This is a genomic window from Kitasatospora sp. NPDC127035 (assembly GCF_042726075.1).
Lineage (GTDB): Bacteria > Actinomycetota > Actinomycetes > Streptomycetales > Streptomycetaceae > Kitasatospora.
This window is the reverse complement of record NZ_JBHXDN010000059.1, coordinates 44,495-68,416: the sequence shown is the minus strand read 5'-3', so window position 1 is coordinate 68,416 and position 23,922 is coordinate 44,495. Positions and strand designations below refer to the sequence as shown.

The window sequence follows — 23,922 nt, the reverse complement described above, 5'->3', positions numbered from 1 at the left end:
CCCTTGGGGCTTGCTTGAGCCGTGTGCGGTGAACAGCTGCTTGCACGGTTCTGAGGGGGCGGGGACGCAGCAATGCGTCCCCGCTACCCGACTGACCGGCTACCTCTTCGCCTTCTTCGCGATCTGGTGGGCCTGGATGAACTTCACCTGGTTCGCCTCCGCCTACGACTGCGACGACGTCCCCTACCGGATCACCACCCTGGTGCAGATCGCCGGTGTGCTGATCCTGGCGGCCGGCGTGCCCCGGATGTTCGCCGACCAGGACCTGGTGCTCTCGGTCGTCGGGTACGTGGTGATGCGGCTGGCCATGGTGACCCAGTGGCTGCGCGCGGCGGCCGGCGAGGAGGGCCCGGCGCGCGGCGTGGCGCTGCGGTACGCCGCCGGGATCACGCTCTGCCAGATCGCCTGGGTCGTGGTCCTGGTGCTGCCGGACGGTGCCCGGGCGGTGCTCATCCCGCTCGGCATCGTGGCGGAGCTCTCCGTCCCGGTGCTCGCGGAACTGCGGCTCCGGACCACCTGGCACCCGCACCACATCGCCGAGCGGTACGGCCTGTTCACCCTGATCGTGCTCGGCGAGACGGTGGCGGCGGCGACCATCGCGGTGCAGTCCGCCGTGGACGAGCACGAGGGGCTGAGCCGGCTGCTGCCGGTCGCCGGCGGCGGCCTGCTGATCTGCTTCTCGGCCTGGTGGATCTACTTCGCCCGGCCGGTCCACGAGCACCTCCGCTCCAACCGGCAGGCCTTCCTCTGGGGGTACGGCCACTACCTGGTGTTCGGCGCGGCGGCCGCGATCGGCGCAGGGCTGGAGGTGGCGGTCGAGTCGGCCGTGCACAAGGCGCACATCTCCGAGACGGCCGCCACCGCGACGGTGACCGTGCCGACCGCGCTCTACCTGATCACCGTCTGGCTGCTGCACTCCCGGCACGTCAAGACCGGCGCGGCTCAGGTGCTGCTGCCGGTCGCGTCGGTGGCGGTGCTCGCCTGCACGGCGGCGGGCTGGGCCGGGGTCCTGGCGGCCGGTCTGGTGAGCGCGGTGACCGTGGGGGTCGGGGTGGTGCTGCACGCCCGGGAGGGCTGAGCGGAGGCCGGACGGCGCGGGGGCGCCGGCTCGCGCGGCTGGGGCGCGGGCTCCCGCGGCCGGCCGGCCGCGGGACCGTCCTCGGCCCGCCCGGTGGGCGGCTGTTCGGGGAGCCGGTCGCCCAGGAGGTCGCGGAGGATCTCGCCGTGCCCGGCGAGCCAGGTCCGGTACGGCGGACTGGCCTGCGCCAGGTCCAGGTAGACGGCCCGCAGCTCCCCGAACAGGGCTTCGCGGGCCGGCACGCCGAGCGCACGGGGCCGCCAGACCAGCAGCAGCCGGACGGCCAGCGGGTCGCCGTACAGCCGGCGCACGACGCTGCCGGGACCGGGGGCGGAGGTCGGCTGGCAGGGGCGGACGGCCTCGCCGGAGGCGACCAGCTCGGCGGCGGTCGTGTTGTCGCGGACCTGGACCACCCGCGGGTTGAGCCCGGCGGCGCGGAACACCCGGCGCATCGCCGCGTACTCGTGGTCCGCCGTCGGATCCACCATCCAGGTGTCGTCGGCGAGTTCGGCCAGCCGGACCACCGGCCGGGCGGCTGCCGGGTGGTTGGCGGCGAGCGCGACGAACTGCGGCTCACGGGCCATCAGCACCCGGTGCTCGGCGTCCGGGGGCAGCCGCAGCGGGAACCCCTCGCTCTCGTGGACGAAGGCGACGTCCAGTTGGTCGGCGGCGATCATCCGGAGCAGTGCGTTGGCGGAGATGTCGATCTGGATGGTGGTGTCGGTCTCCGGCAGCCGTTCGTGCACCCGGCGCAGCCACGCGGCCACCGCCCGGCTGCCGACGCTGCCGATCCGCAGCCGCCGGGCGCGCTCGCTGCCGGCCGTCTCCCGGGCCTCCTGGCGGGCGGCGGCGATCAGCGCGGCCATCTCGGCGATCACCGGCCTGGCCCGGGACAGCACCGAGTGGCCGAGCGAGGTGGGCCGGCTGCCGGTCTGTTCCCGGGTGAACAGCGTGCCGCCGACGGCCCGTTCGATGCGGTGCAGCTGGGTGGTGAGGGACGGCTGGGTCATGCCGAGTTGCAACGCGGCCTTGCGGAGGCTGCCGGTATCGGCAATCGCGCACAGCACCCGGAGGTGTCTCACGTCGAGCTCCACATCGGGAGCGTAACGGTCGAAACGGCGCAACGCCAGGGACATGACAGGTTGCCGGGTCGGCAGGGGCACCGGCCTCCCCGGCCCGCCCGGTTCGCACCGCCGTCCGTCCGGCGCTCGGTCCGGTGGTCGGTCCGGCGCTCGGCCCGGCGGCGGACGGTGATCGGTCCGGTGATTGGTTCGTGCTATCGCCGGTTGACATCATCCGCCGGGCCGCCGGCCTGGCCGAAGCTCTGGGGCAGCAAAGCATTCATCCGATGCCCGAGGCCCGGCCCCCACCGGACCGCGGCGCTTCCGCGAATCGGAGCCCCCACATGGATCGCGTCTCGCGCACGCCCTCCGCCGTGCCAGGCCCGGCGGCCCCTCCGGCCCCGGCCCGTTCGGTGCCGTCCCGTTCGGCACCGGCCCGCACCCGGAGCGTGCCGGGCGCAGCCGCGTCGACTCCTCCCGGCGGAACGTCCGGCCCGGCCGGCGGCCCGGCCTCCTGACGACCCCCGGCGCGGCCCACCGGACGGCCCCCTCCGGCCGGTCGGCGTGCCGGGCGGCGCGCACCACCCCGCGTACGACCCCACGCACCACCGCACGCCCGGTACCGCCTGCACCACCGGTACCACGCGCTACCCCCCACCCCTCCACCCCCGTGAACGGGAGCCCCCACATGAACCGTGTCTCACGCACCTTCTCGGCCGCGCTCGGCCTGGCGCTGGCCGCCGGTCTCGCCGCCCTGCCCACCACGGCCGCCGCCGCGCCCACCCAGGGCTACACGGCCACCGCCGCCCGCACGACCTCGGTCGCGGAGGACGCCAACAACAAGGCGTTCTACGAGGCGGTCATGAAGTCCGCCAAGGCCAAGCAGGCCGCCAACCCGTACCTGCTGGCCGTCACCGTGACCTACGACGCCAGCAGCGCGCCGACCTTCCGCAACCAGATAGCCCAGAGCACGCAGATCTGGAACAGCTCGGTCGCCAACGTCCAGCTGCGGTCCGGTTCGGCCGCCGACTTCCGCTACTACGAGGGCAACGACTCGCGCGGCTCGTACGCCAGCACCGACGGCCACGGGCGCGGGTACATCTTCCTCGACTACGCGCAGAACCGTCAGTACAACTCGCTGCGGGTCGTCGCGCACGAGACCGGGCACGTGCTGGGCCTGCCCGACCACTACTCGGGCCCGTGCAGCGAGCTGATGTCCGGTGGCGGCCCCGGCACCTCCTGCACCAACCCGAACCCGAACAGCGCCGAGCGCAGCCGGGTCAACACCCTCTGGCGGAACGGCCTGGCCGGCTGACGCCCGACGCACCGCAGGACGGCCCGGCCGCTGAACCCCGGCGGCCGGGCCGGTCCGTGCGCGTGCCCGCCCACTGCGGCGATCCCGAGCAGGGCCGGCGGTGCGCGCCCCACCGTGTCACCGCCGCGCCCGCTCGTGCCGGGCGCCGCCCGGGGAAGCCCGTCGGTGCCGCGCCCGCTCGCGCCGGGCGCCGCCCGAGGGGATCTGTCGGTGCCGCGTGCGAGCATGCGGGCGAGAGTCGTCCGCCGCCGACCGCGAGGTGCCACCGCCATGCCCAAGCCCGTCCCCGACCGCCTGGAAGACCTGCCGTACGCCGACCTGCTGCGCCCGCACACCGGGCCGCTGCGCAGCGACGCGCGCTACGACACCGTCCACTTCGACGGCGGCGAGTACACCGACCTGTCGGCCGCCGGTGCGACCTTCCTGGAGTGCGCGTTCACCGGTGTCGCGCTGAGCGGGGTCAAGCTCCGGCAGGCCCGGTTCAACGAGGCCTGGGTGCAGGCCGGCCGCTGGGTGGCCTGCGACCTCGCCGACAGCGAGTGGCAGGACGCCCTCTTCGCCGGCGGCGTCCTGGCCGGCGTCACCGCGCACGGCTCCGCGCTGCGCCGGGTGGTGTTCCGCGGCTGCAAGCTGGAGGCGGTCAACCTGCGCGCCGCCGTCCTGCGCGACGTCGTCTTCGAGGACTGCCTGCTGCGTGACGTGGACTTCGGTGACGCGCGGCTCACCGACGTCGCCTTCCCCGGCTCCACCCTGGAGGAGGTCCGGCTGCGCGGCGCGACCCTCAGCAAGGTGGACCTGCGCGGCGCCGCCGCCCTGGGCCTGCCCGACGGCCACCAGGGCCTGCGCGGCGCCCTGATCAGCTCCACCCAACTGCTCGAACTGGCACCCCAGTTCGCCCAGGCCCTGGGAATCACCGTGAAGGACGGCTGAGCGCCCCGGCTGCCGGCCCCGGTCGCCGGTCGTCTGCTGCCCCCGGGCGGCGGCGAGGCCGGCACGGCTGTCACAGCTCCCGGGGGAACCACGGGTCGTGGACCTCCCGGGGACCGTCCGGCGTCAGCAGGGTGACCGTCGGCGGCGCGGCCGCGTACTCGGCCAGCAGGACGGCGCCGTGCCGGGTCTCCAACTCCGCCTGGACGGGCACCCGCAGCCGGCTCAGCGCCCGCCGCAGCTGCAGCGCGTCCCGCCGGCTCACCGGCTGCGGCGCGCGCAGCACCAGCCGCAGCGGGCTCAGCGGGCCGGCCACCGGCTCGCCGCTGCCCAACTCGTAGCCGACCGCGCCGATCGGCCCCCAGGCCAGCCGGTGGTCCGCCACCAGCTGCCCGGCCACCGGGAGAACCGCGAGCGCCGGAACCGCCGCCGTCCGCTGCGGCGTCAGCAGGTCGATCCGGCCGGGGAGTTGTTCGGGCCGGAGCGTGCGGGCCACCGCCGCCCGGGGCACCAGCGCGTCCAGCCGCTGCCCGCGCTCCGGGCCGCGCACCGTCACCGGCAGCCAGGTCTCCGGCGCGGCCGAGGCGTCCCGGACGCAGCTCACCGGATGCGGGGTGTCCGCCGGGGAACCCGCCACGACGGGCGCCCGGCCGACGGTCACCCAGGGGTGGGCCCGCAGCACCTGCCGCGCCCAGTGCGGCAGCCCGCCGCCGCCGAGCGGGCGCAGCGAGCTCGGACACTGCACGAGCAGCAGGTCGTGGACGCCGGGCAGCCTGCCGTCCAGCGCGGCCAGCGGCCCGACCAGCCGGCGCGGTCCGTCGTGCGGCTCCTCGCTCGGACGGTGGACACCGGTGCGGGCGGCGACGGTCACGGCGGGCTCCTGGGGTGGGATCGGGACCGGCTGACGGGTCCCACCCTGCTCCTGGTCCGCCGTCAGGGATACGGCCTTTCGACGCTTCCACCCGGGACCAACGGCTCAAGGCCCGGGGGACGGGAACGCCTCGGAGGAACGCGCGGGACGCTCGCGGAAAAGGGTGACGTGTTCTGTCACTTTTGGTGTGGACGATGGAGTGCATGAACCGGGAAACCACCACCCCTGACGTCGTCCAGGACGGTCCGCTCGTCGGTCGGATCGCGCTCGTGGCCGGGGCCACCCGCGGCGCGGGGCGCGCACTCGCCGTCGAGCTCGGCCGCGCCGGCGCCACCGTCTACGTCACCGGACGCACCACCCGCGCCCGGGCCAGCGAGGTCGGCCGGAGCACGGAGACCATCGAGGAGAGCGCGGAGCTCGTCACGGCGGCCGGCGGCACCGGGATCGCCGTCCCCACGGACCACCTCGACGAGGACCGGGTCCGCGCCCTCGCCGAGCGGATCGACCGTGAACAGGGGCGCCTCGACGTCCTCGTCAACGACCTGTGGGGCGGCGAACACCTGCTCGTCCGTTCCGTCTTCGGCAAGAAGAGCTGGGAGACGCCGCTCGCCGACGGCCTGCGCATCCTGGAACTCGGAGCCCGTTCGCACGTGATCACGGCGGCACTCCTGTTCCCGCTGCTGATCCGTTCCGACGCGCCGCTGCACGTGGAGGTCACCGACGGCACGGCGGTCTCCAACCGCCGCTACCGCGAGAACATGTACTACGACCTGGCCAAGAACGCCCCGATCCGCCTGGCCTTCGGGCTGGGCCAGGAACTGGCCGAGTACGGGGGCACGGCGGTGGCGGTCTCGCCGGGCTTCCTGCGCTCGGAGCAGATGCTCGCCCACTTCGGGGTCGGCGAGGAGAACTGGCGCGACGCCGTCGCCCGGGAACCGGCCTTCGCGATCGCCGAGTCGCCGCACTACCTCGCGCGCACGGTCGCGGCGCTGGCCGCCGACCCGGACCGGGCCGCGCGCTGGAACGGCAGGTCCACCTCCAGCGGGGAGCTCGCCAGGGCCTACGACATCCGGGACGTGGACGGCAGCAGGCCGGACGCCTGGGCCTACTTCGAGGACGTCGTCCACGGCGGGAAGGACGCCTCGCCCGACGACTACCGCTGATCCTCGGGCCCGGGTGCCCCGTACAGGGCGGCCAGGGCCGACGCGCGCTCGCGAAAGCGGGCGCGCAGGCCCGCCGGGGCCAGCACCTCCACCTCCGCGCCCAGCCTGGACAGCTGGTCGAACGCGACCTCGTCCGACTCCGCCGGCAGGTCGAGTGTGACCCGCCCGGCGGCGTCCGGCGCGGTCGCCGAGGCCAGCGCCTCCTCGACCGCCGCCTCGTCCACCACGGCGGGCAGCCGTCGCAGGCCCGACGCGGTCAGCCGCACCGCGACACGGGTGCGCAGCAGCGCCCGGGCGAACCCGGCCGAGTGCGCCTCCCAGTGCGCCGCCAGGTCGAAGGCCGGGTCGCGGACGAACGGCTCGTCCGCGCCCGGAGCGGCGGCCAGTGCCGTGACGCGGTCGACACGATAGGTACGCCAGGCGCCGTCACGGTCACGGTCGGCCGGCTCATCCGGAACGCGGCCCACCAGGTACCAGACGCCCGCTTTCAGGACGACCCCGTACGGCTCCACCACGCGGGTCACCGCGGCGGGCGGGGCGCCGTCCCTGCCCGGCCGCGCGTACGTCAGCTCCACGGTCCGGTCGGACCACACCGCGCGGGCCAGCTCCGGGAGGAGCCGCGGCGCCTCCGGCTCGCGGAACCAGGCGGGGGCGTCGAGGTGGAAGCGGCGTACCGAGGACTCGGCCGCCGTGCGCACCGACGGGAGCAGGGTGGCGGTCAGTTTCAGCCGGGCCGCGCTCGCCGCGTCCGACAGCCCGAGGTCCCGCAGGGCCGTGGGCACGCCGGACAGGAAGAGGGTCTCCGCCTCGGTGGGGTGCAGCGTGGTGAGCCGGGTCCGGTAGCCCGGCGGCAGGTGGTAGCCGCCCACCCGGCCACGCTCCGAACGGACCGGGACACCGGCCTCCTGGAGGGCCTGGGCATCCCGGATCACCGTCCGCTCGGAGACCTCGAGCTCACGGGCGAGGGTGGCGGCGGTCACGCCGGGGTTCGACTGGACGAGGAAGGCCATGCGGATCAGGCGGGCGGCACGCATGCCTCAATGATCGGCGGCCGGGTGAACGGGCACGGCACCGGTTCCGCCCGGGCCACGGGTTCCGCCCGGCCCGGCACCCCGCCGCCCGTCTCCGCAGCGGATGCGTCCGTCGCGTGCCGGTGTGAGAGTGGGGGCAGCCCGGAAGTCGTCCGGAGGAGGAGTCATGGGCATCTTCGACAGGTTCCGCCACAAGGAGCACGCCGCCGCAGGGGAGGACAGGTCCTCGCTCGGCGGGGGCCACGAGCAGGACACCACCGCGATGGCGGACTCCGCCCAGCGCGCCGCGCTCGCCCACGACGAGGCGGCCGACGCTTTCAACGCCGAGACCCAGCGGGCCCGTGAGGTCCGGGAGGCCGAGGTCCGGGAGTCCGAGGCCCGGCGGTCGACCGGGATCAGCGAGCGGGAGGCCGAGGAGCGGGCCCGCGAGAACATGACGGCCGAGGGCGACCCCTGGGACTGACCCCGCCCGGTCCGCCGCGGGGCGCCCGCCCGCCGGGCGCCCCGGCGGACCGCTGCCGTCACGTCCCCCTGCCGTCCCCGGCGTCCCCGCCGCCGTCCGGGTCACCGCCCCCGAATCCCGTCCCCGTCCCCGTCCGCGTCACCGGTCCCGGGGCGGCAGCGGGGGCCGCCGCAGGTCCGGCCGGGGGGTGTCGTCGGGAGGAGGGACGGCGGCCGGTACGTCGTCCAGCAGCTCCAGCGCCAGCCGCACCGCCATGACCAGCTCGGGGTAGCGGCCCGAGGCCCAGTCCCGGGGGGTGCGCAGCACGTGCACGTCCGGCTCGACGCCGCGGTTCTCCACCGACCAGCCGAGCCCGCCGGTGAACCAGGAGGCGTTCTTCGGCACCGAGATCTGCGTCCCGTCGCCGAGGGTGTGCCGTCCGGTCATGCCGACCACGCCGCCCCAGGTCCGGTTGCCGACCACCGGGCCGAGCCCGAGCAGCCTGATCGCCGCGATGATGACGTCGCCGTCCGAGCTGGTGGCCTCGTCGGCGAGTGCCACGACGGGCCCGCGCGGGGCGTCGCGCGGCCACCGGACCGGCTCCCGGCCCCGGCTGAAGTCCCAGGCGAGTACCCGCCGGGTGAGTTTCTCCAGCACCAGTTCCGAGACGTTGCCGCCGGCGTTCCCGCGGACGTCGAGGACGAGCGCGGGCTTGTCGAGCTCGCGCCGCAGGTCCCGGTTGAACTGGGCCCAGCCCGAGCCGCCGAGGTCGGGGATGTGCAGGTAGCCGCACCGGCTGTCGCTGAACTCGCGGACCAGGGCGCGTCGTTTGGCCACCCAGTCCTGGTACCGGACGGGGCGCTCGTCGGTGAGCGGTGTGACGGTGATCCGCCGCACCTGGCCGTCCGGCCCGCCGCCGCGCAGGGTCAGTTCCACGATGGTCCCGCCGGTGCCGGCGAGCAGCGGGAGCGGTCCGCGCACCGGGTCGACCGGGCGGCCGGCCACGGCGAGCAGCTCGTCGCCGTCGTGCACGCCCTGGGCGGCGAGCGGGGCGCGGGCGCGCGGGTCGGAGGACTCGCCGGGGAGGATGCGGTCGAGCAGCCAGTGTCCGTCGGGGGAGCGGTGGGCGTTGGCGGCGAGCAGGCCGAGCGGCTGCTGGGCGAGGGACGGCCCCTCGCCGCGCCGGGAGGCGGTGACGTAGGCGTGCGAGGTGCCGAGTTCGCCGAGGAGTTCGCGCAGCAGGTCGGCGAAGTCGTCGGGGCCGGCGATGCGGTCCAGCAGCGGCTCGTACTGGGCGACCAGGGCCGGCCAGTCCAGCCCGGACATCCCGGCGTCCCAGAACTGGTCGCGGACGATCCGGGCGGCCTCCGCGTAGGACTGCCGCCACTCGGCGGCCGGCCGCACGGTGTGGGTGATCCGGCGCAGGTCGACGCTGGTGGCGGCGGTGGGGGCGGCCACCGGGAGGATCCGCAGGGTGCCGGACGAGTAGACGGCGACCGACCCGCCGTCCCCGGAGACGGCGTAGCCGTCGAGCCGGTCGGCGAGGGTGGTGCGGGTGCCGCGGGCCAGGTCGAAGTACTCCAGGGAGGGGCGGCCGGAGGTGTCGTCGGGGTTGGTGAAGGTCTGCCCGAGGGTGCCGGAGATCGGCCAGCGCAGCCAGACCAGCCCGCCCCGGACGCTGTCGGTGGCCGAGTACTTGGAGGCCAGCACAGGGAAGGGGACCAGCCGCTCGCCGATGCCCGCGGGATCGACGTGCACGGCGCCGTCGCCGCCGCCGTCGCCGCGCGGGGCGCCGTCCTCGGCGGGGGCCGCGAACGGGGACGGCGTGTCGGCGGCGAGCGGCACGAGGTAGGGACGGCAGCCGAGCGGGAAGGAGAGGTCGCCGGTGTGCACGTCGTGCACGGGGTCGAAGCCGCGCCAGGAGAGGAAGGCCAGGTAGCGGCCGTCCCGGGTGAAGACCGGCTGCTCGTCCTCGAACCGGCCGTCCGTGACGTCGGTGACGGGCGCGGGCCCGTCGGTGCGGGTGAGCCGGATGCGGCGCAGTGAGCGGCCGGCGGCCGGCTGGGACCAGGCGAGCCAGTGCGAGTCGGGGGAGAACCGGGCGCCGGCGACCGGGCCGTGGCCGGAGGCCGCGACCTCGCGGACGGTGCCGTCGGCGGTGGCGAGCAGCAGGAGCCGCCCGTCGGAGGCGACGGCGGCGAGGTGGGTGCCGTCGGGGGAGGCGGTGAGTTCCAGGACGCGGCCGAGCTGGCCGTCGGCGAGCACCCGGTGGCCGCGCTGTCCGGGGGCCTGCTCGTGGCCGGGCAGCGGCACGATCTCGACCGCGTCCTCGCCGCGGGCGTCGGTGATCCAGGCGGCCTCGCCGGTGTGGCCGAGGACGACCGGCAGCCGGGTGCGTACGCCGGGCGTGTCGGCGAGGGCCCGGGCGGGCCCGTCGCGGTGGGTGAGCCAGTACTGGCTGCCGCGGACGGTGATCACCCCGGCCCGGCCGGTCTGGTCGCAGGCGAGGTCCTTGACGTGCGAGGCGGCGTTCACCTGGTAGGGCCGTCGGCCGGCCCGGGCGCCGCCGAGCGGGACGCGCAGCCGGCGCGGGGCGGGGGCGTCGAGGCTGTCCAGCAGCCAGAGGTCGCCGGCGTGCTGGTAGACGATCCGGGTGCCGTCGCCGGCGGCCTCGCGGGCGTAGTAGGAGGCGTGGTCGGTGTGCCGGCGCAGGTCGGTGCCGTCGGGGCGGCAGGAGTAGAGGTTGCCGATGCCCTCGTGGTCGGAGAGGAAGGCGATCCGGTCGCCGTCCGCCGAGGTGACCGGCATCGGCGAGGCGAGGTGGCCGGGGTGGCCCTCCAGGAGGCGTTCGCCGTCCACCCAGAGCCGGCCGGTGGCGCCGCCCCGGTAGCGCTTCCAGGCGGCCGGTTCGTGCGGGGCGGAGCCGGTGAGGAGCACGGTGTGGGCGGGGCCGACCTGGGCGTCGCCGACCGGCCCCCAGGGCATCCGGCGACCGGGTCCGCCGTCGGCGGGCAGGGCGTGCGCCCAGGTGTAGTGGCCGAAGGGTTCGTGGTACGAGGTGACGGCGAGCAGCTCGCCGTCCGGCAGCCAGCCGCGCAGCCGGGTGTCCTGGCTGCCCCAGTGGGTGAGCCGGTGGGCCTCGCCGCCGTCGACGGGTGCGGTCCACACCTCGGGGGTCAGGCTGTACCAGCCGGTCCAGGCGAGGGTGCGGCCGTCGGGGGAGAGGCGGGGGTGGCTGACCCGGGTGCGGTCGCAGCTGACCCGCCAGGCGCGGCCGGTGGCGGCGTCGTCGCCGAGCGGTGCGAGCCAGACGTCGTCCTCGGCGGTGAAGGTCAGCAGGTTCCCGCGCAGGTGGGGGTGGCGGAGGTAACCGGGTGACGTCACTCCTCCATGCTTCGACGGGGTGTCACGTCCGGCAACCGGGGGCGGTCCGGGCGGGCCGGTGACGGGGCCGTGGCGGGGCCCTCTCCGGGCCGGTGCCGGGGCCCTCTCCGGGCCGGTGTCCGGGCCGTGGCGGGGGCCGGAACCGGTCTGGACCATTGACACCGAACCGCCGCATCCACTTCAGTGGTCTAGTCCAACTGGTATGCCTGGCCGCGCCGTTCCCCCACCGTCTGCGCGCGTTCCGGCCTGCCCCGGACGACCCCCACGCCCGCGCCTCCGCGAGGAGAGTCCCCCCCATGCGCAGATCCCCCGTACCCGTCGTGCCCGCCGTCCGCCGCCGCCCGCGCACGCTGCTGGCCGCCGGTACCGCGTCCGCCGTCGCCGCCGCCACCATGGTCGGCCTCACCCTGGGCCTCGCGCCCTCCGCCTCCGCCGGCGAGTTCCTGGTCAACGGCGGCTTCGAGAGCGGCGCCGTCGGCCCGTGGAGCTGCTCCGCGGCCTCCGGCAGCGTCGTCACCGGCCAGTCCCACGGCGGCAGTTACGCCCTGTCGGCAGCCGCCTCGGCGAGCGACACCGCCCGCTGCGCGCAGACCGTCACGGTCGCGCCCAACACCACCTACACGCTCAGCGCGTACCTGAAGGGCTCGTACGTCTACCTCGGCGTGGACGGCGGCACCTCCACCTGGACGCCCGCCACCGGCGGCGCGTACCAGAAGCTCAGCGTCAGCTTCACCACCGGCGCCAACCAGACCAGCGCCACCGTCTACACGCACGGCTGGTACGGGCAGGGCACGTACTACGCCGACGACGTGTCGCTGGACGGCCCGGGCGCTCCCAGCCCGACCGTCACGCCCACCGCGACACCGACCGTCACCCCGACCGTGACGCCGACCGTGACGCCCACCGTCACCCCGACCGTGACGCCCACGGTCACGCCGACCACGCAGCCCGGCGGCAAGGCCCTGGTCGGCTACCTGCACGCCAGCTTCGCCAACGGCGCCGGCTACACGAAGGTCGCCGACATCCCGGACTCGTGGGACTTCATCAACCTCTCCTTCGGCGAGCCGACCTCCGTCACCTCCGGCGACATCCGGTTCAACCGGTGCTCGGTCGCCGACTGCCCGACCGTCGAGTCCGACGCCGACTTCAAGGCCGCCATCGCCGCGAAGCGCGCCAAGGGCAAGAAGGTGCTGATCTCGATCGGCGGCCAGAACGGCCAGGTCCAGCTCACCACCGCGGCCGCCCGGGACACCTTCGTCAGCTCCGTCTCGGCGATCATCGACAAGTGGGGCCTGGACGGCCTGGACATCGACTTCGAGGGCCACTCGCTGTCGCTCCAGACCGGCGACACCGACTTCAAGAACCCGACCAGCCCGGTCGTCGTCAACCTGATCTCCGCGATCAAGACGCTGAAGGCCAAGTACGGTCCGAACTTCGTGCTGACCATGGCCCCGGAGACGTTCTTCGTCCAGCTCGGCTACCAGTACTACGGATCGGGCCCCTGGGGCGGCCAGGACCCGCGCGCCGGCGCCTACCTGCCGGTGATCCACGCCCTGCGCGACGACCTCACCCTGCTCCACGTCCAGGACTACAACTCCGGCTCCATCATGGGCCTGGACAACCAGTACCACTCGATGGGCGGCGCGGACTTCCACGTCGCGATGACCGACCTGCTGCTCAAGGGCTTCCCGGTGGCGGGCAACGCGAACAACGTCTTCCCGCCGCTGCCGGCCTCCAAGATCGCCATCGGCATGCCGGCCACCACCAACGCGGGCAACGGCTACGTCGCCCCCGCCGAGGTCAACAAGGCGCTGGACTGCCTCACCAAGCTCACCAACTGCGGCAGCTACGTCCCGAAGGCCGGCGCCCAGCCCGGCCTGCGCGGCCTGATGACCTGGTCGATCAACTGGGACCAGTTCGCGGGCCGGGAGTTCTCGAAGAACTTCGACTCCTACTTCCGCCGCTGACCGGACGGCCGCCGGGCGGCGGGGACACCCCCGCCGCTCAGCGGTCCACCCGGACCGCCTCCAGGTACTCCGCGATCGCGTCCCGGTTGCGGGTGAGGCACCGGATCCGCTCGCTCATGCCGTCCCGCTCCTGCTCCAGGGTGGCGATCATCTCCGGCGTGGCGTCCGGGAAGTGGATGGCCCGGGGCTTGTCGAGGCACGGCAGGATCTGCTTGATGATCCTGGTCGGCAGCCCCGAGTCGAGCAGTCCCCGGATCTGCAGCACCCGGTCCACGGTCGGCTCGTCGTAGGCGCGGTAGCCGTTGGCGCAGCGTTCGGCCAGGATCAGGCCCTGCTCCTCGTAGTACCGCAGCAGCCGCCGGGACGCCCCGGTCCGCTCGGACAGCTCGCCGATCCGCATGTGCCCCACCTCACCCCGGGACTGATTGACCCTCACACCAGTGTGAGCGTTCGAGCATAGCCGCCATGCGGACCACCGACCGACCCACCGCCGTTGAGCAGCGGAAACTCCCCCTGCCCGCCCTGCTGGCCCTCGCCACCGCCGTCTTCGTCACGGCCCTCACCGAAACCCTGCCCGCGGGCGTCCTGCCCGCGATGAGCGCCGACCTCGGCGTCGGCGAATCCGCCATGGGCCAGGCCGTCACCGTCTACGCCCTCGGGACCGCCGTCACCGCCGTCCCGCTGACCGCGGCCACCGCCGGCCGGCCGCGCCGCCGGCTGCTGCTCACCGCCATGGCCGGGTTCGCGGTGGCCAACACCGTCACCGCCCTCTCCACCGACTACCTGCTCACCATGGCCGCCCGGTTCCTCGCCGGGGTCGCCGCCGGCCTCGCCTGGGCGCTGCTCGCCGGGTACGCCCGCCGGCTCGCGCCGCCCGAACTCCAGGGCCGGGCCATCGCCGTGGCGATGACGGGCGTCCCGCTCGCCCTGTCGCTGGGCGTGCCTGCCGGGACCTTCCTCGGCAGGGTGCTCGGCTGGTGGGTGTCGTTCCTGGTCATGACCGTGATCGCGGTCGGCGTGACCGGCTGGATCGCCGCGACCGTCCCCGAGCGGCCCGGCCTGGCCCGGACGGAACGGGCCCCGGTGCTGCGCGCCCTGGCCGTCCCCGGGGTGGCGCCGGTCCTGGCCGTGACCTTCGTCTTCGTCCTCGCGCACACCGTCCTCTACACCTACGTCGCCCCCTACCTCGACCGGCGCGGCATGGGCGGCGCCACCGACACCGTGCTGCTCGCCTTCGGCGTCGCCTCGCTGGTGAGCATCTGGTTCACCGGCGCGCACATCCACCGACGACTGCGTGCCCTGACCGTCGCGTCCACCCTGCTGGTCGCCGCCGCGGCGGCGGTCCTCGGCGTGCTGGCCGGCAGCGCCGTCCCGGTCTACGCCGCGGCCGTGCTGTGGGGCCTCGGCTGGGGCGGCATCCCGACCCTGCTGCAGACCGCCGCGGGCGACGCGGGCGGCGAGCAGGCGGACGCCGCGCAGGCGATGCTGGTCACCCTCTGGAACGCGGCCATGGCGGGCGGCGGCGTGGCCGGCGGGCTGCTGCTCGACGGGCTCGGCGCGGACTCCTTCCCGTGGGCCGTGCTGCTCCTGCTGCTCCCCGTCCTCGCGGTCGTCCTCGCCGCCCGCACCCACGCCTTCCCGTCGCGCCGGACCACGCCGGCCTGACCGAGCCACAGGGCCTGACCGCGCCGCCGGGCCTGACCGCGCCCCGGGCCGTACGGACCCGGGCCGGGGCCCGGCCCGGGGTCAGTACCCGCCCAGCGCGTCCCGGGGCGGCATCAGTCCGCTCCGGTACGAGATGGCGACCGCCTGGGCGCGGTCCCGGGCGTCGATCTTCGTGAGGATCCGCTTCATGTGCGTCTTCACCGTCGACTCGGCGAGGACGAGCAGCGTGGCGATCTCCCGGTTGGACCGCCCCTCCGCCGCCAGCCGCAGCACCTCCCGCTCGCGCGCCGTCAGCTGGGCGAGCCGGGTGTCCTCCGGCGACGGCGGAGGCCGGTCCGCGACACGGCCGACCACCTGCGCCACCAGGTCCCGGGTGACCGCGGGGTCGAGCACCGACTCGCCCCCGGCGAGCGTGTGCACCGCGTCGATGAGCCGCTCGGCCGAGGCCCGCTTGAGGAGGAAGCCGCCCGCTCCCGCCCGCAGCGCGCCCCACACGTAGTCGTCGTGGTGGAAGGTGGTCAGCACCAGCACCCGGGTCGACAGTCCGGCGGCGGTGATCCGCCGGGTCGCCTCCACCCCGTCGATGCCGGGCATCCGGACGTCCATCAGGACGACGTCCGGCACCAGTTCGCGGCAGAGCTCCACCGCCCGCAGGCCGTCCGCGGCGTGGCCGACCACCTCGATCCGGTCGTCGGTCTCCAGCACGAGGGCCACCCCCGCGCGCAGCAGTGCGTCGTCGTCCGCCACGACGACCCGGATGTTCACGGGATCGGGAGCACGGCGCGGAGCCGGAAGCCGCCCTGCTCGCCGCGCTCGTGCTCCACGCTGCCGCCGAGCATCGAGACCCGCTCGGCGATGCCCAGCAGCCCCCGGCCGGGTGTGTACCCGGCGTCGGAGCCCCGGCCGTCGTCGCTCACCTCGATGTCGAGCGAGCCACCGGTGCACCGGACGGTGACCGAGGCGGTCCGGGCCCGGGCGTGCTTGACGGTGTTGGTGAGCGCCTCCTGGACGATCCGGTACGCCGACACGTCGAGGCTCCGCGGCACCCGGTCGGCGCCCCGGTCGACCCGCACGCTCACCCGCAGGCCGGCCTGTTCGAGCCGCCCGGTGAGCCGGTCCAGGTCGGCCAGGCCCGGCTGCAGGGCGGGGCCCCCGGGCGCCTCGGCACCGCGCCGCAGCAGCCCGAGGACCCGGTCGAGGTCGTCCAGCGCCTCGCGGCCGCTGTGCTCCATCCCGGACAGCAGCTCGCGGGTGCGCTCCGGCTCCCGGTCGAGCAGCCGTCGGGCGGCGCCGGCCTGGATCAGGAGGACGTTCAGGGTGTGGCCGACCAGGTCGTGCAGTTCGCGGGCGAGCCGGGCCCGCTCCTCGGCCACGACCTGCTGGCGCAGCCGCAGCCGGGCGGCGCCCCGCTCCTCGACCCGCCGGGCCGTGCCGTAGCCGACGGCCCAGCCGAGCAGCCACAGGAACAGGACGCCGGTCGGGATGACGGGGTAGGTGTGGGCGAGGTCCGCGAAGTAGGCGGCCATGCCGAGCAGGGCGGCGAAGGGGCCGAACCAGGCGCGGCGGCGCGTCGCGTACAGGCCGATCGAGTAGAGGCCGACCAGGTTGGCGTACGGCGAGACGGCGCTGGGCAGGACGAACAGCGCCTCCGCCGAGAGCGCCGCCGAGCCCACCAGGTAGCCGGCCAGCGGCAGGGTCCGCCGGACGGCCAGCGCGCCGGCCGCGACCGCGCTCAGCGCCAGCGCGAGGGGCAGACCGGTGTGCAGTCCGTCGGCCGCCTCGATCCGGTCGACGGCCATGGCGATCAGGAACACGCCCGCCAGGACGGCGTCCCGGGGGCTGGTCAAGTTCGTCCGGCCCAGCGGGCCCGCCCGGCCCGCCCGGTCGGCCGGGCCCGTCCACACCGGCGGGACCAGTCGGCTCATCCGCTTCAGCGGGCTCGTCCGGATCATCCTGATCGGCCGGATCGCGGACGGAGGGCTCATGGCGGCTCCCGGGTGAGGGCGGTGACCGCCGCGCGGGGGTGCGGGCGCACGGGCCGTACGGTAGCGGTGGCCGGTCGGCCCGCGCATCGCCCTGCTGGGGTATTCCGGCGCCGACCGTCCGGCGGTGCGGCGCCCGCCGGTACCACCTCCGGGGGCGCGCCGGTCACCCGCCCGGAGCAGGCCGGGCCACCCCGAGGGGTGGACGCGCCCGACCGCCCCGGCTCCGTACCGTCCGGGGCATGAACGATCCGGACTCCCGTGCCCCGACCGGCACCTCCGCGCCGTCCGCACCGACGGTCGCGCCGCCCGCTCCCGCCGGTGCGCCCGCCGCCACCCGGACCTCGCGCCGCGCCTCCACCGGCCGGGCCCGCCGGGCCGGCTGGTTCGCGGTCACCGCGCTGGCCGCCGCCACCGCCCTCCTCACCTCCCGCTACCTCACCCTCGACCCCGAGGTCTTCCTGGAGGAGCAGCGGGCGGTCTACCTGGCCAACCGGCTCCCGCTCGCCCTGCACGTCGGCGGCGGCGTGCTGGCGATCCTGCTCGGCCCCTGGCAGTTCCTGCCCCGGCTGCGGGCCCGCCGCCCCGGCCTGCACCGGACGATCGGCCGGGTCTACCTGGTCACCGTCCTGGTGACCGCCGCGGGGGGTCTCGTGCTGGTGCCGAAGGCCCTGGTCGGCCCGATCGCGCCGATCGGCTTCGGGATGCTGGACGCCCTGCTGCTGCTCTCCACGGCCATCGCCTGGCGGGCCGTCCGGCGCGGCGAGATAGCCCGCCACCGTGCCTGGATGACCCGCTCCTACGCGCTGATCTTCGCCGGGGCGACCCTGCGGGTCTGGCTCGTCGTGATGGACGCCCTCGGCGTCCCGTTCGACCAGGCGTACGCGGCCGCCTCCTGGACGTGCTGGCTGATCAACCTGGTGGTGGCCGAGTACCTCATCACCCGGGCGCCCGCCCCCGCCACGGCGGGTGGCCGCCGTCCGGGTGACCCGTCGCCGGCCCTTCCGGTCTGACGACCTATCATCCGACCATGACCACCGCAGAGTTGATCCGCATCGTCTCCCGCTCCTCGCCCATGGCGCTCGCCCAGGTCGAGCGGGTCCGGGCCGAACTCGCCGTCCTGCACCCGGGGCTGCGTACCGAGGTGGTGCCGGTGACCACCTCCGGCGACCGGTGGATGGGCGACCTGGCCCGGCTCGGCGGCAAGGGCGCGTTCACCAAGGAGGTGGACGAGGCACTGCTCGCCGGCGAGGCGGATCTCGCCGTGCACTGCCTGAAGGACGTGCCGGCCGACCGCCCACTGCCGGCCGGCACGGTGTTCGCCGCCTACCTGCGGCGCGACGACATCCGCGACGCGCTCGTCCACCCCGGCGGCCTCACCCTGGACGAGCTGCCGCCCGGCACCCGGATCGGCACCTCCTCGGTCCGCCGCCGGGCCCAGCTCGCCGCCTCGCACCCGCACCTGGCGTGCGTGCCGATCCGCGGCAACGCCAACAGCCGGCTGGCCAAGCTGGAGGCGGGGGAGGCGGACGCGCTGCTGCTCGCGCTCTCCGGCCTGGAGCGGATCGGCGAGGAGGCCCGGATCAGCGAGGTCCTGCCGATCGAGACGATGTGCCCGCCGATCGGCGCCGGCATCCTGGCCCTCCAGTGCCGCGTCGAGGACACCGCCACCATCGACGCCGTCGCCGGCCTCGGTGACCACCCGACCTGGCGCGAGGCGAGCGCCGAGCGGATGTTCCTGCACGTGCTGCAGGGCCACTGCAACTCGCCGATCGCCGGCTACGCCAAGGCCGAGCCGGACGGCCGCCTCTCGCTGCGCGGGCGGGTCTTCACCCCGGACGGCAAGCAGATCCTGGACGCCCACGAGTGGGCCGGCTCGCTGAGCCCGGAGGACCTCGGCACGGCGACCGCCCTCGCCCTCAAGCGGCAGGGCGCCTCCGAGCTGATCTCCGCCATCCCGCACTGACCGCTACGGGCCCGTCGCGCCGCGCCCGGCGCGCGCCTGCGGACCCGGAAACGCCGGAAGGCCCTTCGCTCTCGCGAAGGGCCTTCCGGCTGTCTGTGCGCCGCCAGGGACTCGAACCCCGGACCCGCTGATTAAGAGTCAGCTGCTCTAACCAACTGAGCTAGCGGCGCCTGCTGACGGCAGGAACATTACCTGGTCAGCAGCCGGAACGCACAATCGGCCGGGGCGGCGGTCCGGTGCCCGGGGCGGCACCCGGCGCGAGACGCCCCGCGCCCGGGGCCCGTCGCACGCCGTCACGGCACGAGGACGACCTTCCCCCGGACGTGCCCGGTGCCGACCAGCCGGTGGGCGTCGGCCGCCCGCTGCAGCGGGAAGGTGTCGGCGATCTCCACCCGCAGGGCGCCCGCCTCCCACAGGCCGACCAGCTCGGCCAGCCGGGCCGCCGTCCGCTCCCCCCGGATCCCCCGGACGCCGAGCCGTCCGGCGCCCGGGTAGTCGACCACGGTGCCGATCCGGTCCCGGTCGGCGACCAGCTCGACGGAGGCCTCCAACGCCCCGCGCCCGGCCGCGTCGAAGGCCGCGTCCACGCCCTGCGGCGCGACCGCCCGGACCCGTTCGACCAGCCCGTCGCCGTACGCGACCGGGATCGCGCCGAGCTCCCGCAGGTAGTCGTGGTTGCGCTCGCCCGCGGTGCCGATCACGGTCACGCCCCGGGCCCGGGCCAGCTGGACGGCGATCGTGCCCACCCCGCCGGCGGCGCCGTGCACCAGGACGGTCTCGCCCCGGTCGACCTTCAGCTGTTCGAACGCGAGGTGCGCGGTCTGCCCGGAGGCGGAGAGCGCCCCGGCCTGCTCCCAGGGCATCCCGGCCGGCTTGCGCACCAGGCGGGCGCCGTCCGCGACGACCCGCTCGGCACTGCAGCCGAGCAGCCGGAAGCCCAGGACCTCGTCACCGACCGCCCAGCCCTCGGTGCCGGGCCCGAGACGGTCGACCACCCCGGCGAACTCGTTGCCGGGCACCAGCCCGGGCGCTATCTCGACGCCGGCCGGGGCCAGGCCCGCACGGACGGAGAGGTCGACCGGCTGCACCCCGGCCGCGTAGACCGTGACCCGCACCTCGCCCGGCCCGGGGACGGGGTCGGGCACCTCGGCCACCCGCAGCACTTCGGGGCCGCCGAACCGGGGCACGGTGACTGCCTTCATGGGGGAACTCCTGTCTGGTCGACCGTCGGGGCTCGATCATCAGACGTGAAGCCTGCTTGAGGTCAACCCCTGTCCTCGGCGCGTTGCCACAGTTGAGTGCATTGTCAGATTTATCCTCGACGGCGGCCCGGATCACGTCCGCGCCGTACCCGTCCGTCGCCGAGAGGAACCTCCCCGTGGGCCAGCTGCCCCTGCTCTTCCTGGTGCTGCTCGCCTCCGTGGTGACCATGCCGCTGGCCCGCCGCACGGGCGTGCCGCAACCGGTGCTGATGACCCTGCTCGGCATCGTCATGGCGGTGGTCCCGCAGATCCCGGACATCGCCATCGACCCCGACCTGATCCTGCCGCTGGTCCTGCCACCGCTGATCTTCGCCGTCGCGCGGCGCTCCTCGGTCCGCTACTTCAAGGCCAACATCCGCTCCATCCTGCTGCTCGCCGTCGCCCTGGTGGTGGTCACCACCGTCGCGGTCGCCGGCACCGTGCACTGGCTGCTGCCCGCCCTCCCGCTCGCCGCCGCCATCGCCGTCGGCGCCCTCGTCTCCCCGCCCGACCCGGTCGCCGCCGTCGCGGTGGCCGGCAGCGTCGGACTGCCCCGCCGACTGGTGTCGATCCTGGAGAGCGAGGGCCTGTTCAACGACGTCACCGCGATCGTCATCTACTCGCTGGCCATCGACGCGGTGGTCGGCGGCGACTTCTCGCCCAGCCACGCCGTGCTCCGCTTCGTCCTCTCGGCGGTGCTCGCCGTCGTCATCGGCGTCGCCCTCGGCTGGGCCAACACCAAGCTCGCCTCCTACCTGGAGGACCCGACCCAGCAGGTCGCGCTCAACCTGCTGGTGCCGTTCGCCGCCTACAGCCTGGCCGAGGAGATCCACGGCTCCGGCGTCCTCGCCGTCGTGGTCTGCGGGCTCTACCTGGCCGAGCGGGCCGCCGACGCCGACGCCGTCTCCTTCCGGCTGGTCGGCAACGCCTTCTGGGAGATCGTCGAGATCCTGATCACCGGTGTCGCCTTCGGCCTGATCGGGCTCGAACTGGCCACCGTCCTCAAGGAGGCCGGCTCCGGCTGGACCAGCATGCTCGGCGACGCCGCCGTGGTGATCGCCGTGGTCGTCGTGGTCCGGCTGCTCTGGCTGCTGCCGGCCGGCTGGCTCTCCCAGAAACTGCGCTCCGGCTCCGAGGAGGACACCCCGATCAGCTGGCAGGAGAGCGTGGTGCTCTGGTGGTCCGGGATGCGCGGGGTGGCGACCGTGGCGCTGGCCCTGGCCGTCCCGCTCACCGTCGACTCCGGTGACGCCTTCCCGGAACGCGGCCGGCTGGTCTTCATCGCCTTCAGCGTGGTGCTCTTCACCCTGCTGGTCCAGGGGCTCACCCTGCCCTTGCTGGCCAAGTGGCTCCACCTCGACCTCGACCACGACCGGCACGAGCAGGCGGTCCGCCAGCTCTGGTGGCGCGCCGCCCGCGCCGGCCTCGACCGGCTCGGCGAGCTGGAGGAGCAGGACAAGCTGCCCGCCGAGGTCGCCGACCGGCTGCGGGACCGTCAGCACGACCGGCTGGCCCGGCTCTGCCCCGAGAACTACGCCGAGGAGGAGGCCACCGAGGCCAAGCAGCGTCTCTCCCAGTGGCGCGCCGCCCACAGCGTCGAGCAGGAGATGATCGCCGCCTCCCGGCGCGAGATGCTGGTCGCCCGCGCCGAGACCGGCGCAGACCCGGAGCTGGTCGACCAGGTCCTCCGCGGCCTGGACCTGCGCTCCGAACGGAAGTGACGGACCCTCCGGGAAGGGCCCCGTCCCGCGCCCTCCCCGCGCGGGGCGGGCCCGGCCGTCCCGCCCCGCGCGGGGCGGCTCCGCACCCGGCCGGACGGTCCGTGACATCCCGGCGGCCGTACCGCGACGCGCGCCTGAACAGCGGCGACCGCCGACCGGACGCCGACGAACGGAATGCGCACCCCCGGTCCCGGCGTTGCATAGGCTGGTCCCGGGCAAGGCCGCCAACGGAGTCGGCGCACCCCCAGAACCGGTACGACCTCGCGAAACCCTCCCGCCTGGCCCCGCCGGTGTCTGCACCCAGATGAAACGAGGAGCAACCGATGTCGGAGACCCGCGCCGACGCCCGAACCCCGCTGGACCGCACCCCGCAGTGGGCCGCTCTCGCCAAGCACCGGGAGGAGTTCGGCGCGACGCACCTGCGCGACCTGTTCGCCGCCGACCCGGAGCGAGGCCGCCGCTACACCCTCCAGGTCGGCGATCTGCACGTCGACTACGCCAAGCAGCTCGTCACCGACGAGACGCTGGCCCTGCTGCGCGAGCTGGCCGGGGCCACCGGCGTCGCCGCCCTGCGGGACGCCATGTTCCGCGGCGAGAAGATCAACACCACCGAGCACCGCGCCGTCCTGCACACCGCGCTGCGCGCCCCGCGCGACGCCGTGATCGAGGTCGACGGCGAGAACGTGGTGCCCGGCGTCCACGCCGTGCTCGACAAGATGGCCGCCTTCGCCGAGCAGGTCCGCAGCGGCGCCTGGCGCGGCCACACCGGCCGGCGGATCCGCGCCGTCGTCAACATCGGCATCGGCGGATCCGACCTCGGCCCCGCCATGGCCTACGAGGTGCTGCGCTCCTACACCGACCGCGGCATCGACGTCCGCTTCGTCTCCAACGTGGACGGCGCCGACCTGCACGAGGCCGTCCGCGACCTCGACCCGGCCGAGACGCTCTTCGTCGTCGCGTCCAAGACCTTCACCACCATCGAGACCATCACCAACGCGGTCTCCGCCCGGAACTGGCTGCTCACCGGCCTGCAGGCCGACACCGACGCGGTGGCCAAGCACTTCGTCGCCCTCTCCACCAACGCGGAGGGCGTGGCCGACTTCGGTATCGACACCGCCAACATGTTCGAGTTCTGGGACTGGGTCGGCGGCCGCTACTCCTACGACTCGGCGATCGGCCTCTCGCTGATGATCGCGATCGGGCCGGACGCCTTCCGCGAGATGCTGGACGGCTTCCACCTGGTCGACGAGCACTTCCGCACCGCGCCGCCCGAGGAGAACGTCCCACTGCTGCTCGGCCTGCTCGGGGTCTGGTACGGCGCCTTCTTCGACGCCCAGGCGCACGCGGTGCTGCCGTACTCGCACTACCTGTCGAAGTTCACCGCCTACCTCCAGCAGCTGGACATGGAGTCCAACGGCAAGTCGGTGGACCGCGACGGCAACCCGGTGAGCTGGCAGACCGGCCCGGTGGTCTGGGGCACCCCCGGCACCAACGGCCAGCACGCCTACTACCAGCTGCTCCACCAGGGCACCAAGCTGATCCCGGCCGACTTCATCGGCTTCGCCCGGCCGGTCGCCGACCTGCTGCCCGGCCTGGTCGCCCAGCACGACCTGCTGCTCGCCAACTTCTTCGCCCAGACGCAGGCGCTGGCGTTCGGCAAGACGCCGGAGGAGGTCGCGGCGGAGGGCGTGCCCGCCGAGCTCGTCCCGCACAAGACCTTCCGCGGCAACCACCCGACCACCACGATCCTGGCGGGCGAGCTGACCCCGTCGGTGCTCGGCCAGCTGATCGCGCTCTACGAGCACAAGGTGTTCGTCCAGGGCGCGGTCTGGAACATCGACTCCTTCGACCAGTGGGGCGTCGAGCTGGGCAAGGTGCTCGCCAAGCGGATCGAGCCGGTGCTGCTGACCGGTGAGGGCACGGAGGAGCTGGACAGCTCCACCGCCGAGCTGGTCGCCCGCTACCGCGCGCTGCGCGGGCGCTGAGACCGGCCGGGGCCGGCCGGGGAGCTCTCCCCGGCCGGCCCCGGGCCTGCTTTCCGGGCCTGTCTCCGGCTCCGGTCGCCGAAACGCCGGAAGGCCCTCCGCTCTCGCGAAGGGCCTTCCGGC

At 74.9% G+C, this 23,922-nt stretch carries 18 protein-coding genes, 1 tRNA gene and 1 pseudogene; 11 read left to right on the top strand and 9 right to left on the bottom strand.

The window, feature by feature from the left end; translation table 11 throughout:
• Positions 1–10: 10 nt before the first annotated feature.
• Positions 11–1,078, top strand: coding sequence for a low temperature requirement protein A (locus ACFWIC_RS31115; protein ID WP_380520561.1), 1,068 nt, complete (start codon positions 11–13; stop codon positions 1,076–1,078).
• A gap of 263 nt (positions 1,079–1,341) precedes the next feature.
• Here the strand turns inward: ACFWIC_RS31115 and ACFWIC_RS31110 are convergent.
• Positions 1,342–2,214 (bottom strand): annotated as a pseudogene (locus ACFWIC_RS31110) (LysR family transcriptional regulator); the annotation flags it as partial.
• Positions 2,215–2,827: 613 nt separating this feature from the next.
• Here ACFWIC_RS31110 and snpA point away from each other — a divergent pair.
• Both snpA and ACFWIC_RS31100 read left to right on the top strand, forming a co-directional pair.
• A complete protein-coding gene (gene snpA, locus ACFWIC_RS31105) occupies positions 2,828–3,454 on the top strand; it encodes a snapalysin (RefSeq protein ID WP_329883693.1) in 627 nt (208 codons plus the stop codon).
• Positions 3,455–3,724: 270 nt separating this feature from the next.
• Entirely contained in the window at positions 3,725–4,384 is a 660-nt protein-coding gene (locus ACFWIC_RS31100; RefSeq protein WP_329883694.1) for a pentapeptide repeat-containing protein, read from the top strand.
• A 70-nt stretch (positions 4,385–4,454) separates the two neighbouring features.
• Here the strand turns inward: ACFWIC_RS31100 and ACFWIC_RS31095 are convergent, their stop codons facing one another.
• Positions 4,455–5,252, bottom strand: coding sequence for a phosphoribosyl-dephospho-CoA transferase MdcG domain-containing protein (locus tag ACFWIC_RS31095; RefSeq protein ID WP_329951037.1), 798 nt, complete (start codon positions 5,250–5,252; stop codon positions 4,455–4,457).
• Positions 5,253–5,446: 194 nt separating this feature from the next.
• On the opposite strand from ACFWIC_RS31095, the gene ACFWIC_RS31090 reads away from it, so the two are divergent.
• Complete coding sequence (locus ACFWIC_RS31090) at positions 5,447–6,415, top strand: SDR family oxidoreductase (RefSeq protein ID WP_380520559.1); 969 nt, start codon at positions 5,447–5,449, stop codon at positions 6,413–6,415.
• Here the strand turns inward: ACFWIC_RS31090 and ACFWIC_RS31085 are convergent.
• On the bottom strand, positions 6,406–7,449 hold the full coding sequence (locus tag ACFWIC_RS31085) for a helix-turn-helix transcriptional regulator (protein WP_380520558.1): 1,044 nt from the start codon (positions 7,447–7,449) through the stop codon (positions 6,406–6,408). The two genes, ACFWIC_RS31090 and ACFWIC_RS31085, sit on opposite strands and share 10 nt — an antisense overlap.
• Before the next feature lie 163 nt (positions 7,450–7,612).
• Here ACFWIC_RS31085 and ACFWIC_RS31080 point away from each other — a divergent pair, with 163 nt between their 5' ends.
• Positions 7,613–7,909: a hypothetical protein gene (locus tag ACFWIC_RS31080; RefSeq protein ID WP_329951040.1), complete on the top strand. Its 297-nt coding sequence runs from the start codon at positions 7,613–7,615 to the stop codon at positions 7,907–7,909.
• Positions 7,910–8,047: 138 nt separating this feature from the next.
• Here the strand turns inward: ACFWIC_RS31080 and ACFWIC_RS31075 are convergent, their stop codons facing one another.
• Positions 8,048–11,428 carry a S41 family peptidase gene (locus ACFWIC_RS31075; protein WP_380520557.1) on the bottom strand — a complete coding sequence of 1,127 codons (3,381 nt, stop codon included), beginning with the start codon at positions 11,426–11,428 and terminating at the stop codon, positions 8,048–8,050.
• 140 nt (positions 11,429–11,568) lie between these two features.
• On the opposite strand from ACFWIC_RS31075, the gene ACFWIC_RS31070 reads away from it, so the two are divergent.
• The gene (locus ACFWIC_RS31070) at positions 11,569–13,239 is read left to right on the top strand and encodes a chitinase (RefSeq protein WP_380520556.1); all 1,671 of its coding nucleotides are present in this window, start codon (positions 11,569–11,571) and stop codon (positions 13,237–13,239) included.
• A gap of 37 nt (positions 13,240–13,276) precedes the next feature.
• On the opposite strand, the gene ACFWIC_RS31065 is transcribed toward ACFWIC_RS31070, so the two are convergent.
• Positions 13,277–13,639: a MerR family transcriptional regulator gene (locus ACFWIC_RS31065; protein WP_329883699.1), complete on the bottom strand. Its 363-nt coding sequence runs from the start codon at positions 13,637–13,639 to the stop codon at positions 13,277–13,279.
• A gap of 65 nt (positions 13,640–13,704) precedes the next feature.
• On the opposite strand from ACFWIC_RS31065, the gene ACFWIC_RS31060 reads away from it, so the two are divergent.
• Positions 13,705–14,904, top strand: a complete 1,200-nt coding sequence (locus ACFWIC_RS31060) for an MFS transporter (RefSeq protein ID WP_329883700.1) — start codon at positions 13,705–13,707, stop codon at positions 14,902–14,904.
• A gap of 81 nt (positions 14,905–14,985) precedes the next feature.
• Here ACFWIC_RS31060 and ACFWIC_RS31055 read toward each other — a convergent pair whose 3' ends face one another.
• Complete coding sequence (locus ACFWIC_RS31055; protein ID WP_380520555.1) at positions 14,986–15,651, bottom strand: response regulator; 666 nt, start codon at positions 15,649–15,651, stop codon at positions 14,986–14,988.
• A gap of 14 nt (positions 15,652–15,665) precedes the next feature.
• Positions 15,666–16,889, bottom strand: coding sequence for a sensor histidine kinase (locus ACFWIC_RS31050; protein WP_380520554.1), 1,224 nt, complete (start codon positions 16,887–16,889; stop codon positions 15,666–15,668).
• 239 nt (positions 16,890–17,128) lie between these two features.
• Between ACFWIC_RS31050 and ACFWIC_RS31045 the strand changes: the two genes are divergently transcribed.
• Together ACFWIC_RS31045 and hemC are read left to right on the top strand one after the other, a co-directional pair.
• Complete coding sequence (locus tag ACFWIC_RS31045) at positions 17,129–17,899, top strand: DUF2306 domain-containing protein (protein ID WP_380520553.1); 771 nt, start codon at positions 17,129–17,131, stop codon at positions 17,897–17,899.
• A gap of 17 nt (positions 17,900–17,916) precedes the next feature.
• Complete coding sequence (gene hemC, locus ACFWIC_RS31040) at positions 17,917–18,852, top strand: hydroxymethylbilane synthase (RefSeq protein ID WP_355399274.1); 936 nt, start codon at positions 17,917–17,919, stop codon at positions 18,850–18,852.
• Between the two features lie 96 nt (positions 18,853–18,948).
• Here hemC and ACFWIC_RS31035 read toward each other — a convergent pair.
• Positions 18,949–19,022, bottom strand: a tRNA-Lys gene (locus ACFWIC_RS31035).
• A gap of 123 nt (positions 19,023–19,145) precedes the next feature.
• Positions 19,146–20,054 carry an NADP-dependent oxidoreductase gene (locus ACFWIC_RS31030; RefSeq protein WP_380520552.1) on the bottom strand — a complete coding sequence of 303 codons (909 nt, stop codon included), beginning with the start codon at positions 20,052–20,054 and terminating at the stop codon, positions 19,146–19,148.
• A 176-nt stretch (positions 20,055–20,230) separates the two neighbouring features.
• Between ACFWIC_RS31030 and ACFWIC_RS31025 the strand changes: the two genes are divergently transcribed.
• Entirely contained in the window at positions 20,231–21,814 is a 1,584-nt protein-coding gene (locus ACFWIC_RS31025) for a Na+/H+ antiporter (RefSeq protein WP_329883706.1), read from the top strand.
• A 323-nt stretch (positions 21,815–22,137) separates the two neighbouring features.
• The gene (pgi, locus tag ACFWIC_RS31020; RefSeq protein ID WP_355399280.1) at positions 22,138–23,799 is read left to right on the top strand and encodes a glucose-6-phosphate isomerase; all 1,662 of its coding nucleotides are present in this window, start codon (positions 22,138–22,140) and stop codon (positions 23,797–23,799) included.
• Positions 23,800–23,922: the final 123 nt, after the last annotated feature.

Excerpts from the sequence above, each read along its gene's own strand:
- ACFWIC_RS31070 (WP_380520556.1), top strand. The coding sequence starts at position 11,569 with ATGCGCAGATCCCCCGTACCCGTCGTGCCCGCCGTCCGCCGCCGCCCG.
- snpA (WP_329883693.1), top strand. The coding sequence starts at position 2,828 with ATGAACCGTGTCTCACGCACCTTCTCGGCCGCGCTCGGCCTGGCGCTG.
- ACFWIC_RS31100 (WP_329883694.1), top strand. The coding sequence starts at position 3,725 with ATGCCCAAGCCCGTCCCCGACCGCCTGGAAGACCTGCCGTACGCCGAC.
- ACFWIC_RS31060 (WP_329883700.1), top strand. The coding sequence starts at position 13,705 with ATGCGGACCACCGACCGACCCACCGCCGTTGAGCAGCGGAAACTCCCC.
- pgi (WP_355399280.1), top strand. The coding sequence starts at position 22,138 with ATGTCGGAGACCCGCGCCGACGCCCGAACCCCGCTGGACCGCACCCCG.
- ACFWIC_RS31080 (WP_329951040.1), top strand. The coding sequence starts at position 7,613 with ATGGGCATCTTCGACAGGTTCCGCCACAAGGAGCACGCCGCCGCAGGG.
- ACFWIC_RS31075 (WP_380520557.1), bottom strand. The coding sequence starts at position 11,428 with ATGGTCCAGACCGGTTCCGGCCCCCGCCACGGCCCGGACACCGGCCCG.
- ACFWIC_RS31085 (WP_380520558.1), bottom strand. The coding sequence starts at position 7,449 with ATGCGTGCCGCCCGCCTGATCCGCATGGCCTTCCTCGTCCAGTCGAAC.
- ACFWIC_RS31065 (WP_329883699.1), bottom strand. The coding sequence starts at position 13,639 with ATGCGGATCGGCGAGCTGTCCGAGCGGACCGGGGCGTCCCGGCGGCTG.
- ACFWIC_RS31050 (WP_380520554.1), bottom strand. The coding sequence starts at position 16,889 with ATGAGCCCTCCGTCCGCGATCCGGCCGATCAGGATGATCCGGACGAGC.
- hemC (WP_355399274.1), top strand. The coding sequence starts at position 17,917 with ATGACCACCGCAGAGTTGATCCGCATCGTCTCCCGCTCCTCGCCCATG.
- ACFWIC_RS31090 (WP_380520559.1), top strand. The coding sequence starts at position 5,447 with ATGGAGTGCATGAACCGGGAAACCACCACCCCTGACGTCGTCCAGGAC.
- ACFWIC_RS31030 (WP_380520552.1), bottom strand. The coding sequence starts at position 20,054 with ATGAAGGCAGTCACCGTGCCCCGGTTCGGCGGCCCCGAAGTGCTGCGG.
- ACFWIC_RS31045 (WP_380520553.1), top strand. The coding sequence starts at position 17,129 with ATGAACGATCCGGACTCCCGTGCCCCGACCGGCACCTCCGCGCCGTCC.